Here is a 12,576-nt window from a genome sequence, read left to right on the forward strand (position 1 = left end):
TCCGCCCCGGTAAGGCCAATGGAACATCGCCACAACGGCTTCCTGACGTGGCGAACAGGCTTATGAACTGGAGCACCTATGTCCCGCCAAAACTATGTATTCACCTCGGAATCCGTGTCCGAGGGACACCCTGACAAGGTCTGTGACCGCATTTCCGATGCCGTCCTTGACGCCTTTCTGACCGAAGAACCGCAGGCGCGGGTCGCGGCAGAGACTTTCGCGACCTCCGGCATGGTGGTGATTGGCGGCGAAGTGGGTCTGTCCGACCAGGACCGCCTGAAGGATTATATGGGTCGCATCAGCCAGATCGCGCGCGACTGCATCAAGGACATCGGGTACGAGCAGGAACATTTCCACTGGAACACCTGCCATGTGCTGAACTTCCTGCATGAACAATCCGCCCATATCGCCCAAGGCGTGAATGCGGCGGATAACAAGGACGAAGGTGCCGGGGATCAGGGGATCATGTTCGGCTTTGCCGTGGATGAAACGCCTGAACTGATGCCCGCGCCGATCCAGTATTCCCACGCGATCCTGCGGCGGCTGGCCGAAGTGCGCAAGGACGACACCGAGCCCACCTTGCGCCCCGATGCGAAAAGCCAGATCAGCCTGCGTTACGAGGATGGCAAACCGGTGGAGGTGACCTCCATCGTGCTGTCCACCCAGCATGAAAGCGTCGACCAGACCTCCGACGACATCCGCGCCATCGTGGAACCCTATATCCGCGAGGTGCTGCCCGCCGGTTGGATCACCGACGCCACCGAATGGTGGGTGAACCCCACGGGTACCTTTGTGATTGGCGGCCCGGACGGCGACGCGGGCCTGACCGGGCGCAAGATCATCGTGGACACCTACGGCGGGGCGGCCCCGCATGGGGGCGGCGCGTTTTCGGGCAAGGACCCGACCAAGGTAGACCGTTCCGCCGCCTATGCGGCGCGCTATCTTGCCAAGAACGTGGTGGCCGCAGGGCTGGCGCGCAAATGCACGATCCAGCTCAGCTATGCCATCGGGGTCAGCAAGCCCCTGTCGATCTATTGCGACACCTTCGGCACCGGAGAGGTGGCGGAGACGGCCATCGAAGCCGCCGTGGCCCGCTGCATGGACCTGACACCGCGCGGCATTCGCGAACATCTTCAACTCAACAAACCCATCTACCAGCGCACGGCGGCCTATGGTCACTTTGGCCGCGCGCCGGACGAGGATGGCGGGTTCAGCTGGGAAAAGACGGACCTGATCGACAAGCTCAAAGCGGAAGTGTGACGGGTCTTTTTCCTTTGCGGCTCAAGGGCGGGCTGGTGGCGATGCTGCTGGCCATCTGCGGCGCGGCACTGGCAAACGAGCCTGATCTGTCACAGCGGTTCCGGGTCGAAGGTGACCGGCTGATCTTTGACACCAAGGCGCCGCTGGAGGGCAAGGAGCAGGATATCAATTCAGGCGATGTGGACGCGATGCGCGATGTGTTGCGGCGGCACAAGGGCATCAAGGTGCTGGAACTGGAATCCACCGGCGGCGGGCACTACCCGTCGATCGAGCTTGCCGAACTGGTGATTGACTTCGGGCTCGATACCCATGTGCCCAACATCTGCGAAAGCTCCTGCGTCACGATCTTTCTGGGCGGCACAAAGCGGACGCTGGCGCGCGGTGCACGCATCGGGTTTCACCAGTTGACGTGGAATCCGTCAGCGATTGAGGAATATTACAACGATCACCGCGAATGGCGGGAATGGGAAACACCATTCGAGTTTGCCGAATGGATGTATGAAGACACCCAGACCGAGACGTTCAACCGACTGACCTTCATGATCAACCGGGGCGTGGATGCGAATTTTGCGATCCAGAGCCTGCGGCGGCCAGATGGCAGCTTGTGGCGGCCCTATCGGGCGGTCTTGCTGGCAGCAGGTGTGTTGACCGAATAGATGCGTCTCCCATCCGGCATGTTCGGGTGAAGTCAGTGGTTGATGCGGGTGAAGGGCGATGGTGGTTTGCGTGGTGGTCGCAGGCGATCAGAGGCCGGGACCTGCGGCGTCGGGGCAAGATCAGCGAATAACGCGTTGCCCTGATGTTGTTCAAGCTGCTGCAGAAACTGCCACATCGCCATGCAGCTTTCCTCGATCAGGGCAGGATCTGCGTCGGGTGGCGCCCCGCCGGCGCGACGCAGCGCCCGGAGTTGGCGCATCATGCGGCTGAGCATCGGTTTGATGTCGCGCGCGCATTGGCCTGCGAAATGTGCCAGCACCGCCTCCACCTCCGCGCGGGCGAAGGTCTGGGTTTCAAGCTCAACCGTCAGTTCGGATTTCTGCAGCGCATTGGCCACCGCCCGCTGAAAGGCGGGGGCGGTCAGTTCATCCTTGGTCAGATAATCGCTGCACCCGTCTTCGCGGGCGCGGCGGGCGATGGCGTCATGCCCCTGTCCGGTGATCATGATGATGCCGGCGGTGCAGTTGCGCGCGGACATGCGCACCTGTTCCAGGGCGTCAAGGCCGGTGCCGTCGGGCAGGTGATAGTCGAGGATAACCAGATCGAACGTACCGCTTTCAAGCGCGGTCGTGAAATCCGCCAGGGTCGCTGCATTGGTCAGCGTGCAGGGCCGCGCCAGACCCGAACACAGGCGCGCCAGCCGGTGCCGGTCAAACCGTTCGTCTTCGAGGATCAGCACACGCAGCGCGCTGGTTTGCGGATCGCGGTTGCTATGGGCGGCGGCGGGCATGGGAGGTCCTTTCCAAAATATACCTCGGAGTAGCAGACAAGGGATTAACAAGAGGTTGAAGCCCGGTTGCCGCGCGCGCGTAGCCGCGCTAAAGCCCAGCGCATGATTGATGACGCACCCGACACTGCCCGACCCCGGCGGAATTTCTATGGCCGCCTGAAGGGCAAGACCCTCAAGCCGTCCCAGCGGCGGTATCTGCAGGAGGACCTCGCGGCGCTATCCCCCGGCAAGGTCAGTTGGGAGGACAACCCGGACCGGACGCCGCTTGACCTTGGCGCGCGTTTTGGTGGCAAGCCTGTCTGGCTGGAGATCGGTTTCGGCGGCGGTGAACATCTGGTGCACCAGGCGGCGCGCAACCCCGACATCGGGATCATCGGGTGTGAGCCCTATATCAACGGGGTGGCGATGCTGCTGGGCAAGATCCGGCGCGCGGGGGTGGAGAACCTGGCCGTGCATCCGGGTGACGCGCGCGATCTGTTTGATGTGCTTCCTGCCGCGTCAATCGCGCGGGCGTTTCTGCTTTATCCCGATCCCTGGCCCAAGACGCGCCATCATCGGCGGCGATTTGTAACGGAAGAACACCTGGTGCCGCTTGCGCGCGTGATGCAGCCCGGTGCAATCCTGCGCGTGGCCACGGATATCGAGGATTACGTCCGCCAGACGCTGGAAGAGGTGCCGCGGTTCGGGTTCGAGTGGCTGGCAGAGCGCCCGTGTCACTGGCGGGTGCCGTGGGACGATTGGCTGTCCACCCGCTATGAGCAGAAGGCCCTGCGCGAAGGCCGGGTGCCGCATTATCTGACGTTCCGTCGCAAGGCGGCGTGATCTGACAGCGCGGGCAAGCCCGCATTCGATTTTTGGAATTTTGCCATGGCAAAATTGGGCGAGGCTCTGCCTCGCGCTCCGGGATATTTGAGGAGAAAAGAGAGGGGTGGCGGTGCCTTGGCATGGACGCTCATGGTGGGCTGCGCTAGAAACGGCGGGAACGTGAGGGGAAGTCTATGTCAAGCCACGGTGATCCAATTCCAATGACATCTTCGGCCTGCGGGCCGCTGAGCGGCGTTGCGGATGTACCGGGGGACAAGTCGATTTCCCATCGGTCGCTGATCCTGGGGGCGATGTGCGTCGGCGAGACCACGATTGCCGGGTTGCTGGAAGGCCAGGACGTGCTCGACACCGGGGCGGCGATGCGGGCCTTTGGCGCGGAGGTGACCGATCAGGGGGGCGGCAACTGGTCGGTGCGCGGGGTTGGTGTGGGCGGTTTTGCCGAACCCGATCAGGTGATTGACTGTGGCAATTCGGGCACCGGGGTGCGGCTGATCATGGGGGCGATGGCGACGTCGCCCATTTCCGCGACCTTTACGGGCGACGCAAGTCTGAACGGGCGGCCGATGGCGCGGGTCACCGATCCTTTGGCGCTTTTTGGGTGTCAGGCGGTGGGGCGCGCGGGCGGGCGCTTGCCGATGACGCTGGTGGGCGCGGCGGAGCCTGTGCCGGTGCGCTACGTCGTGCCTGTGCCGTCCGCGCAGGTCAAATCGGCGGTGCTGCTGGCGGGGTTGAACGCGCCGGGTCAGACCGTGGTGATCGAGGCCGAGGCCACGCGCGATCATACCGAGAGGATGCTGGCGGGGTTCGGCGCGGAGATATCCGTGGTGGAGACCGACTCGGGGCGCGAGATCACCCTGACCGGACAGCCGGAGCTGCGCGCCCAGCATATCGAGGTGCCGCGCGATCCGTCCTCCGCCGCCTTTCCGGTTTGTGCGGCGCTGATCGTGCCAGGGTCAGACGTGCTGGTGCCGGGGATCGGGTTGAACCCGACACGGGCGGGGTTGTTCACCACGCTGCGTGAGATGGGCGCGGATCTGACGTTCGAGAATGAGCGCGTGGAAGGCGGGGAGCCCGTGGCCGATCTGCGCGCGCGGTATTCGCCTGATCTGAAGGGGATCGAAGTACCCCCCGACCGCGCGGCGTCGATGATTGATGAATACCCCGTTTTGTCGGTGGTTGCAGCCTTTGCCGACGGGGATACGGTGATGCGCGGGGTGAAAGAACTGCGCGTGAAGGAGAGCGACCGGATTGAAGCCATGGCCAGCGGTCTGCGCGCCAATGGGGTTGAGGTGGAAGACGGGCCGGACTGGTGGATCGTCACCGGGCGCGGTCAGCGCGGCGTGCCGGGCGGTGCGGTCTGCGCCAGTCATCTCGACCACCGGATCGCGATGTCCTTTCTGATCCTCGGCATGCGCAGCGAGACGCCGGTCAAGGTTGACGACGGCGGGCCGATTGCCACGTCGTTTCCCATCTTTGAGCCCCTGATGCAGCGCCTTGGTGCGAAGGTGATGCGGGATCAGGTGTGACCCGTTTCGGGAGGCTGATATGGGGTCTTGCGGGGCTGTCGGCGGTCCTGTTCATCACGTTGCTTGCGGTGACGGAGCTCTATCTCAAGCCCGGCGGGCTTGATCCCTTCGACAGCAGGTTCACCGGCTACACCCCGGGTCAGGCGCGCGCCTATCTGCAGGCGCTTTCTGATGCCGGAAACACGGGGGTCTACCTTGGCCTGTTTCGGCAGTTGGACAGTGTGTTTCCCGTGCTTCTGGCGGCCACTTTCCTTGGTGCGGTCTGGTTGAATACGTCCCGCCTTTGGTGGGTTCTGCGGGGACTGCTGCTGATGTTTCCGCTGCTCTATCTCTGGGCGGATCTGTTTGAAAACGCGCAAGTGGCAGTGATGCTGAAGGCAGGGGTTGCCATAGATGATGCGACTGTGCAGCAAGCCGATACACTGACCCGGATCAAGTGGTTCTGCGTGGCGATCTGCATCATGGGGGTCATCGGCACATGGGGGTTCAGGCGCTTGACGAAAGGGGCTGCGGCATGACGACGAACGGGTTCACCGTGGCTATCGACGGGCCTGCCGCCTCTGGCAAGGGGACGATTTCCAAAGCGGTTGCGGCGCATTTCGGGTTTGCGCATCTGGACACCGGATTGCTGTATCGCGCCGTGGGGGCCAAGGTTCTGCTGGGGGTGGATGCGGTTGCTGCTGCAAGCGGACTGGTGCCCGACGATCTGGATGGTGATGCGCTGCGCACGCCGGAGATCGCTCAGGAGGCCAGCAAGGTGGCGGCGTTGCCAGATGTGCGGGCGGCGCTGGTGGATTTCCAGCGCAGCTTTGCCGCGCGGGCAGGGGGGGCCGTGCTGGACGGGCGCGACATCGGCACGGTGATCTGCCCCGGCGCGCAGGTAAAGCTGTTCGTGATTGCCGACGCGAAGGTGCGCGCGCGCAGGCGTTTCGCTGAACTGTCGGGCAAGGGGATCGAGACGACCTTCGATGCGGTGCTGGCGGATGTGCAGGCCCGTGATGCGCGTGACATGGGGCGGGCGGACGCACCATTGCGCCCGGCGGAGGATGCCGTGCAGATCGATACGTCCGATATGAAGATCGCGGACGCGGTTGCGGCCGCCGTGGCCCTGATCGAGGCCAAGCGGGCGGGTCCATCCTGACCCTTGTATCCAGGGGCGAAAGCCTCTGATCCGGAACATATCTGATAAGGAAGCGGCGCCGCCCCAAAGGGTGGGTCCATGATCCTGACCGGGAAACCCGGTATTGCGCGTCTTGCAGGGACCGGGGATGTGCCCGGCCGTCAGACCCTTGTGTGCCCAGCGCGTGTCAGGCGCCTGGCTTGGTTAACCAAGACCGGGGTATAGCGATGGCATGTTAACGATTGCTGAGCTCATCGCGCGGTGCTCACCCAAAGGTGCATGGTTTGAAACACGTCCCTGCGCTACGGTCGTCGGCATGAAGGAGTGCCCGTTATGACCCGTCCCCTTGTTATTCACCTGACCCTTGCGGCGCTGATGGTGCTGTCGCCCCTTGCCGCCACCGCGCAATCCGCCCCTGCTGAAGCCCCGCCGGAACAGGCCTTGCCCGAAGCCGAAGGGCCAATGACCATGGCGCGACTGGCGGAGATCGTGATGGCGCTTGACCCGGATGCCCGCGCGCAAGGCCCCGCCATCGAATTCACGCTGGATGACATCCCGATCATCGTCATCGCCGATCCGCGCGCCGACAGGATGCGGGCGATGGTGCCGATTGCCAGCGCCGAAGGGTTGAGCGAGGCGGACCTGATGCGGATGATGCAGGCGAATTTCGATTCAGCCCTGGATGCGCGATATGCCGTGGCCAACGGGCGGCTTTGGGGGGTGTTCATCCACCCGCTGTCGCCCTTGGAAAAGGATCAGTTCCTGTCCGGGCTTGTACAGACCGTGACCGTCGCCCGGACCTATGGCACCGCCTATTCCAGCGGCGCACAGATCTTTGGTGGGGGTGACACCAACGGCATCTACCGCGACCTGCTGGAAGAGCTGAAGAAAAAGGGTGAGGCGCTGTGATACCCCGGCTGCTTTCAAGTCGCATCGCTGTTTCCTTCCAAATGGTTCAAGAAACCCCGCCGGAGGCCTGGAATCCTGATCCCGCGGCTGCTCCGGATGCCGCGCCGGATTTCAACGCATTCCGAGAACCCTGCGTTGCAAGGGAACGGACCGTAAACCGGCACGCGGTGCCTTCATCCTGAAAAAGTGATCGATATCGCGGCAGTGGATCATTGATCGCACAGCGCATTCGCGCCAAGCTCGCACGACGTTACAAAGGAAACGCCCATGCGACTGCTCCTCTCCCTTTTCATCACCTGCCTCGCCCTGCCTGCCGCTGCCGCCGAAGGCGAACGCCTGCAAGTCAAAGGCGAAATCATCGACACCTGGTGTTACTACTCCGGCGTGATGGGCGGGCCTGATGCGGTCGTGGGCTCGGCGCACCACACCTGCGCGCTGTGGTGTAGTGCGGGTGGCATCCCGGTGGGGATGCTGGCGGAGGACGGCACGGTCTACATGATCCTGAAGATGGCGGGTGACGATAATGCCAACGGTGGAGACACCAGCCTGAAGCTGGCCGCCCACACGGTGGAGGTGGACGGGATGCACTATGCCCGTGACGGATTGAACTACCTGGTGGTTTCCGAGGTGATCTCCGATCTGGATATCCAGAACACCACCCATGAGGATTACGGGAACATCCCGCCCTTCTCCATCCCGGAGCCAAGCGAATGAAACACATGATTGCCATGCTGGCCCTCGCGGCCACCCCGCTTGCTGCGCAGGATTTCTCCGAAGGGTCTGAGGCGCGCAGCTGGAACCTCTATGCGGAAGTCCCGGCCAAGTTCGAGGCACAGGTTGTCGACGTGCTTTGTGACCTGACAGGCGATTGTCCGGAGAACTGCGGCGATGGCACGCGCCAGTTGGGGCTGCTGCGCACCGCCGATGACGTGATGGTGCTGCCATTGAAGAACAATCAGCCCGCGTTCACCGGGGCGGCGACGGACCTTCTGCCCTATTGCGGGCAGACGGTCACCGTGGATGGCCTGATGATCGAGGATGAGGACCTGAACGCCCGCAACATCTATCTGGTGCAGACCGTCACGACGGCGGATGGCACGACCGCCAAGGCCAACCAGTGGACCAAGGAATGGGCCAAGGCCAATCCGGACGCCGCTGGCAAGGGGCCGTGGTTCCGACGCGACCCGCGCATCAAGGCCATTATTGCCGAGGAAGGCTATCTGGGTCTGGGGCTGGAGACGGACGCCGAATTCATCGCCGATAACTTCTGATGCGACACTTTCGTGCGGCGCTGATCGCGGGCTTGGCGTGTGCGCTGCCTGCGTGGGCGAGTGATCCGTTTCCGCTGGCGCTGGGCGGGCCCTATGAACTGGTCGATCAATACGGGGCCACCCGCAGTCAGGCCGATCCCGATGGCCGCGCGCAACTGGTGTTCTTCGGCTATATCAACTGCCCCGACATCTGTACTGCTGCCCTGCCGATGATGGCGCAGGTGGTTGACGCACTGGCCGACAGCGGACATGCGGTGACACCTGTCATGATCACCATCTCGCCCGACCGCGACAGGGTGGAGACGATGGGCACACCTTTGGCGGAATTGCATGGCGATTTCATCGGGTTGACGGGAGACAAGGCAGCGCTGGCTGCGGCTTATGAGGCGTTCGGGGTCGAAATCACGCCGATCTTTCAAGACCCGGAATATGGCTGGATCTACGCGCATGGATCGTTCATTCACCTGCTGGACGGGAACGGCGATCTGCTGACCCTGATCCCGCCGATCCTGAGCGTGGAACAGGCGGCGGGAATTGCGATGGGGTATCTGGACGGCAAAGGCTAACCCTGCATCGACACCGGGCCGGGTGCGTTGTGTGCTCAGTCGCCCTCAGCCGGGATCGTCTGGAAGTGATATCTGTCAAAATACGCCTTGTAGCGCGCCTTCAGCGCATCGGTGTCGATCGCATATTCCGCGTTTGAATATCGGTGGCGGCCGTATTTCCCCTGTTGGTTTTCCGCCAGATAGGCTTGCATCCGCGCTTCGAACTCCGGCGTGACTTCAAGGTCGAACTTGTCGTAGATCCGCCGCACGGTGCCAATCGGGTCAGCGAAGATGTCTCGATAGACGGCATCGATGATCTGGCCTTCCCGCTCGGGATGGGCGGTGCGGTAGGCGAGCGGCCTTGACCACGTTTCGCCCCAGAAATCCGTGCTCATCCGGCCAAAGGCGTGTTTGTCGAAACTGCCTTCCACGTCGAAGGGGATGTTGGCGCTTTCCATCAGGCGGGTCACGGAGGGGGCATTCTTTGCCGGGTTGCGGTGGGTCAGCACAATCCGGGCGTCATCAAAGGCCTCGAACAGCTGGGCGAAATAGAAGGCATAGCTGGGCGCCTTGTTGATCCAGTGTGATTGCGCGGGGGCAAAGGCGTCAAGCATGGTAAAGAAGTTGCGTTCATATTTCAGTAGGGCGGGGGCCACATCGGGCAGAACACTTCGCATCATGTATTCGAACCCGGCCTGAAAGTTGTTCACTGTCGTCATGCCGTTATGAAAATGCATGTAGACGAGGCTTTCTTCCTTTTCGGTCGCGGACCACAAATGGCTTTCGTTGAATTTCTCGATGAACCCGGGCGCAAGACGGGTCAGGACCGACATGGAGGCATTGCTTTTCCGGATCCGGGGATCGCGCATGGGATCATCGCCCCGTTTCAGCGGCGGCAGGACCTTTTCCATCTCGAAGGTGAAAGGAGAACGCGAGCGCGGGTCTTCGGCCATCAAACGGTGCAGGAGCGTGGTGCCGGTGCGGGGAAAGCCGGTCACGATCAGCGGTGCCTTGTATTTGCCGTGGGCGGTGATGAAATCTGCGTTGGCCTCAAAGAACTTGATAAAAGACGACCGGTTCTTCAGGTGGGCCACAAAGACCGTCCTGAGCAGCAAGCGCCCGATGGGTGAGATATGCGGGTTGTTGTCGATGCCGTCCGCGAACATCGCGACGCAATCGCGCAGGGCGTTCAGCTCCTGTGCCGTTCCCCAGCGCGGATGCAGGGGGCGGGGCTTGTCGAACGCCTTCAGCATCGGATCGCGCAACTTGAATGCGCCTGTGCCGGTCAAGGCCTTCTTTGCCGCATAGACCCACCCGACAGGCGCAAGAAATCCGGGGTAGCGGACGTGGTTGCCCGGATATCGGCCTGACGTGTCGCCCCGCGTCGTGGACGGATCAACGTGATAATAGGTGGTCATGACATAGCCCCCTGTCGCGTGGTACCGCGACCGGCCAGTACCATACCACAGAAAGCCCGCTTTCTTCAGATCATGGCCTTCACAGGCAGGACAGAAAGGTGTTGATGCTGCTGCCACCAATCATGAGCGGGGAGCAGGCGGTTGGTATTGTGCCGGGGTATTTGACGATGGAATGGGCGCGTATTTGGGCAGGCTAGCCTAGACCGTTGGGGCCCACGGCGCGCGGTTCACAGGGGTTACACACCGCCATCCTAAGCTTTCGACTTCGGCTGATGACAGATCGTCAGTGCTTCAGGTATTTTCCGATTTGCATTAGGACTGCATCATGGATGCCATCCCTATCACTTGGCTGGTCAGTGTCCTTTTGGCCATCGCCGCTTATGGGCTTGCCTGGAACACACGGATACCCGGCCGTGCACGGGTGTTGCTTTGTCTGTTTCTTTTATGCCTCGTCGGGGTGACGGTCCTTTTGGGGATGCGCGTGTCATTCGGCTGGCTCTGGCCCGGTCGTGTACAGCCCTTTGTCGCAGTTCTTGCCGCGCCTCTGGCCTATCTTGGGTTTGCAGTTCTGACCATCGACACCTCTGATCGTTGGCGGGGCCTTCTTGTCCGCAATGGTGTGCTTGTCCTCTTTGCTGTTGTGGCACTGGCCGCGCCGTTGCCGGTGTCGGAAGACGTTTTCATCCTGACCATCAATTGCATCTACCTGTACCGAATGGCCGGGTTGTTGCGGCTTGGGCCTGACGGCTTCCATGCGGTTGCGCCGCATACGATAGGGCTTTGGCGGGCGGCGATCATCGCCACACTGGCCTTTATCGGTTTGATGATTGTCATCGACGGGCTGGTGCTGGGCGTCAGCCTGTTTGCGCGTGAACCTCAGATCATCGCGCTGTTGACCGGGATCTCTGGGCTGTTTGTGGGGTTTGTCTGTGTGCTTGCTTTGGTGGGGGTGCCTTTGATCCTGCAGGCCGCGCAACCCGGTACCGCAAACCGGGCTGCTGCGACGGATGCGGACCGGGCACTGATGGAAAGGCTTGATAGGATGATGCACGAGAAAACACTATTTCGCGACAGCAGCCTGACCCTGGCGCGGGTCGCCAGACGCCTGTCAATCCCGGCACGCGATCTGTCCGGCGCGATCAACCGCACCACCGATGAGAATTTTCCCCGCTTTATCAATGGGTACCGTATTGCCTATGCGCAATCAGCCCTGAGAGAAACCGCATTGCCCGTCACCGAAGTCATGCTTGAGGCCGGATTTGTTTCGAAATCCAGCTTCAACACGGAGTTTCGGCGGGTCACCGGTCAGACGCCTTCGCAGTTTCGCTCAAAAGGCGCTGAAAACTAGGTTTCGCGCCCGGCGCTGTCGATCTAGGGTCTAAGGCACGAAACGGGTCGTGATCTGACACCAAAGAGATCGCCAAGGATGTTGCGGCCCGGGTTGATGACAAATCCGAAGCTCGGCGCCAAACCAGTTTGAAGGACGATGTCCGCGCCGTCTGCTTTATGCGCGCTGACATCGTACATGTCACTGATCACGTCCTTGCCCCTTGTCAAAGCTCTGGCAACTTTGCGGCTTTTGATAAAAAATATGATCGGCTCGGCGAGATGCCCGGAAAAGGTGTCTCCGCCGAAGTCTCCGGCAACAAAGCGGATGGGGATCCTGATGCATTTGCCCGGCTGATCGGTGCGCAGAACCACCTCTCCTTGACCTGCGATGCCACGCAGCCGCAGCAAGGTTGCCTTGCGGGGCCGCTGGACCAGCATATATCCAAACATGCCCGCCGGAATGCTGAGGCCGCTGCTGGTCTGAACTTTATGGCGGGTTGCGATGGCGTCGGTGTTGAAGGTTGGCCCTGCGTTCAGCGTGCTGCCGATCAGGATGGTTGTCAGCAAAGCCGCCATTGAGAGAGGAAAAGGTGTGCGTATTGGCATTGGTCTGTCCTTTGATGTGATGCAATGCGTTGCCCGTGCAACGGTACGTCCAATTAGGAGTTGATTGCCCAGCCTTGCGCCCGGATACCTGTTTCAGAACGTACTGGATCGCGTTTCAGAACCAGACTTCCGGCAAGAATTGCGGTGTTGCGGATTGCTGGGCGGGTGAGGCAGGTGGTGATTGTGCGGATCACCCGTGCAGTGCCCCGGCACCCACTCGCCCAAACCATGCCGCACCGCCATCCACCCCTTGCACCCAATGCGCATTTCCCCTATACGCGCGACTGTCTAAGGGGCGGATACACGCACCGGACGTGATA

The 12,576-nt window shown here is 61.9% G+C and carries 14 protein-coding genes and 1 riboswitch; of the genes, 11 read left to right on the forward strand and 3 right to left on the reverse strand.

Going from position 1 to position 12,576, the window contains the following annotated elements; all coding sequences use genetic code 11:
* Positions 1–23 precede the first annotated feature (23 nt).
* A riboswitch (SAM-SAH riboswitch) is annotated at positions 24–75 on the forward strand.
* A gap of 3 nt (positions 76–78) precedes the next feature.
* Complete coding sequence (gene metK, locus AB4X18_RS14435) at positions 79–1,260, forward strand: methionine adenosyltransferase (RefSeq protein WP_370400750.1); 1,182 nt, start codon at positions 79–81, stop codon at positions 1,258–1,260.
* Positions 1,257–1,916 carry a hypothetical protein gene (locus AB4X18_RS14440; RefSeq protein ID WP_370400751.1) on the forward strand — a complete coding sequence of 220 codons (660 nt, stop codon included), beginning with the start codon at positions 1,257–1,259 and terminating at the stop codon, positions 1,914–1,916. Before metK ends, AB4X18_RS14440 begins: the two co-directional genes overlap by 4 nt.
* 32 nt (positions 1,917–1,948) lie before the next feature.
* Here the strand turns inward: AB4X18_RS14440 and AB4X18_RS14445 are convergent, their stop codons facing one another.
* Positions 1,949–2,707, reverse strand: a complete 759-nt coding sequence (locus tag AB4X18_RS14445) for a response regulator (protein WP_370400752.1) — start codon at positions 2,705–2,707, stop codon at positions 1,949–1,951.
* 102 nt (positions 2,708–2,809) lie between these two features.
* Here AB4X18_RS14445 and trmB point away from each other — a divergent pair, with 102 nt between their 5' ends.
* The 8 genes from trmB (at position 2,810) to AB4X18_RS14485 (ending at position 8,924) form a co-directional block, all read left to right on the forward strand.
* A complete protein-coding gene (trmB, locus tag AB4X18_RS14450; RefSeq protein WP_370400753.1) occupies positions 2,810–3,529 on the forward strand; it encodes a tRNA (guanine(46)-N(7))-methyltransferase TrmB in 720 nt (239 codons plus the stop codon).
* A gap of 176 nt (positions 3,530–3,705) precedes the next feature.
* Entirely contained in the window at positions 3,706–5,058 is a 1,353-nt protein-coding gene (aroA, locus tag AB4X18_RS14455; protein WP_370400754.1) for a 3-phosphoshikimate 1-carboxyvinyltransferase, read from the forward strand.
* On the forward strand, positions 5,055–5,576 hold the full coding sequence (locus AB4X18_RS14460; RefSeq protein ID WP_370400755.1) for a hypothetical protein: 522 nt from the start codon (positions 5,055–5,057) through the stop codon (positions 5,574–5,576). Before aroA ends, AB4X18_RS14460 begins: the two co-directional genes overlap by 4 nt.
* The gene (locus AB4X18_RS14465; RefSeq protein WP_432816742.1) at positions 5,573–6,199 is read left to right on the forward strand and encodes a (d)CMP kinase; all 627 of its coding nucleotides are present in this window, start codon (positions 5,573–5,575) and stop codon (positions 6,197–6,199) included. Before AB4X18_RS14460 ends, AB4X18_RS14465 begins: the two co-directional genes overlap by 4 nt.
* Positions 6,200–6,511: 312 nt before the next feature.
* A complete protein-coding gene (locus AB4X18_RS14470) occupies positions 6,512–7,087 on the forward strand; it encodes a hypothetical protein (protein ID WP_432816743.1) in 576 nt (191 codons plus the stop codon).
* Between the two features lie 267 nt (positions 7,088–7,354).
* Positions 7,355–7,801, forward strand: a complete 447-nt coding sequence (locus AB4X18_RS14475; RefSeq protein WP_370400758.1) for a hypothetical protein — start codon at positions 7,355–7,357, stop codon at positions 7,799–7,801.
* Positions 7,798–8,358: a hypothetical protein gene (locus AB4X18_RS14480; protein ID WP_370400759.1), complete on the forward strand. Its 561-nt coding sequence runs from the start codon at positions 7,798–7,800 to the stop codon at positions 8,356–8,358. Before AB4X18_RS14475 ends, AB4X18_RS14480 begins: the two co-directional genes overlap by 4 nt.
* Positions 8,358–8,924, forward strand: coding sequence for an SCO family protein (locus AB4X18_RS14485; protein ID WP_370400760.1), 567 nt, complete (start codon positions 8,358–8,360; stop codon positions 8,922–8,924). The genes AB4X18_RS14480 and AB4X18_RS14485 overlap by 1 nt, the downstream gene beginning before the upstream one ends.
* A 35-nt stretch (positions 8,925–8,959) precedes the next feature.
* On the opposite strand, the gene AB4X18_RS14490 is transcribed toward AB4X18_RS14485, so the two are convergent.
* Entirely contained in the window at positions 8,960–10,321 is a 1,362-nt protein-coding gene (locus AB4X18_RS14490; RefSeq protein ID WP_370400761.1) for a sulfotransferase family protein, read from the reverse strand.
* A gap of 325 nt (positions 10,322–10,646) precedes the next feature.
* Here AB4X18_RS14490 and AB4X18_RS14495 point away from each other — a divergent pair, with 325 nt between their 5' ends.
* Positions 10,647–11,669, forward strand: a complete 1,023-nt coding sequence (locus tag AB4X18_RS14495) for a helix-turn-helix domain-containing protein (protein WP_370400762.1) — start codon at positions 10,647–10,649, stop codon at positions 11,667–11,669.
* 23 nt (positions 11,670–11,692) lie between these two features.
* On the opposite strand, the gene AB4X18_RS14500 is transcribed toward AB4X18_RS14495, so the two are convergent.
* Positions 11,693–12,256: a hypothetical protein gene (locus AB4X18_RS14500; protein ID WP_432816744.1), complete on the reverse strand. Its 564-nt coding sequence runs from the start codon at positions 12,254–12,256 to the stop codon at positions 11,693–11,695.
* Positions 12,257–12,576 lie beyond the last annotated feature (320 nt).

The sequence above is a fragment of the Sulfitobacter rhodophyticola genome, assembly GCF_041281685.2.
In the GTDB taxonomy this organism is placed as follows: Bacteria; Pseudomonadota; Alphaproteobacteria; order Rhodobacterales; family Rhodobacteraceae; genus Sulfitobacter.

What these genes read in the sequence shown, in the direction of transcription:
- metK (WP_370400750.1), top strand. Translation starts at nt 79, where the DNA reads ATGTCCCGCCAAAACTATGTATTCACCTCGGAATCCGTGTCCGAGGGA.
- AB4X18_RS14445 (WP_370400752.1), bottom strand. Translation starts at nt 2,707, where the DNA reads ATGCCCGCCGCCGCCCATAGCAACCGCGATCCGCAAACCAGCGCGCTG.
- trmB (WP_370400753.1), top strand. Translation starts at nt 2,810, where the DNA reads ATGATTGATGACGCACCCGACACTGCCCGACCCCGGCGGAATTTCTAT.
- aroA (WP_370400754.1), top strand. Translation starts at nt 3,706, where the DNA reads ATGTCAAGCCACGGTGATCCAATTCCAATGACATCTTCGGCCTGCGGG.
- AB4X18_RS14465 (WP_432816742.1), top strand. Translation starts at nt 5,573, where the DNA reads ATGACGACGAACGGGTTCACCGTGGCTATCGACGGGCCTGCCGCCTCT.
- AB4X18_RS14470 (WP_432816743.1), top strand. Translation starts at nt 6,512, where the DNA reads ATGACCCGTCCCCTTGTTATTCACCTGACCCTTGCGGCGCTGATGGTG.
- AB4X18_RS14475 (WP_370400758.1), top strand. Translation starts at nt 7,355, where the DNA reads ATGCGACTGCTCCTCTCCCTTTTCATCACCTGCCTCGCCCTGCCTGCC.
- AB4X18_RS14480 (WP_370400759.1), top strand. Translation starts at nt 7,798, where the DNA reads ATGAAACACATGATTGCCATGCTGGCCCTCGCGGCCACCCCGCTTGCT.
- AB4X18_RS14485 (WP_370400760.1), top strand. Translation starts at nt 8,358, where the DNA reads ATGCGACACTTTCGTGCGGCGCTGATCGCGGGCTTGGCGTGTGCGCTG.
- AB4X18_RS14490 (WP_370400761.1), bottom strand. Translation starts at nt 10,321, where the DNA reads ATGACCACCTATTATCACGTTGATCCGTCCACGACGCGGGGCGACACG.
- AB4X18_RS14495 (WP_370400762.1), top strand. Translation starts at nt 10,647, where the DNA reads ATGGATGCCATCCCTATCACTTGGCTGGTCAGTGTCCTTTTGGCCATC.
- AB4X18_RS14500 (WP_432816744.1), bottom strand. Translation starts at nt 12,256, where the DNA reads ATGCCAATACGCACACCTTTTCCTCTCTCAATGGCGGCTTTGCTGACA.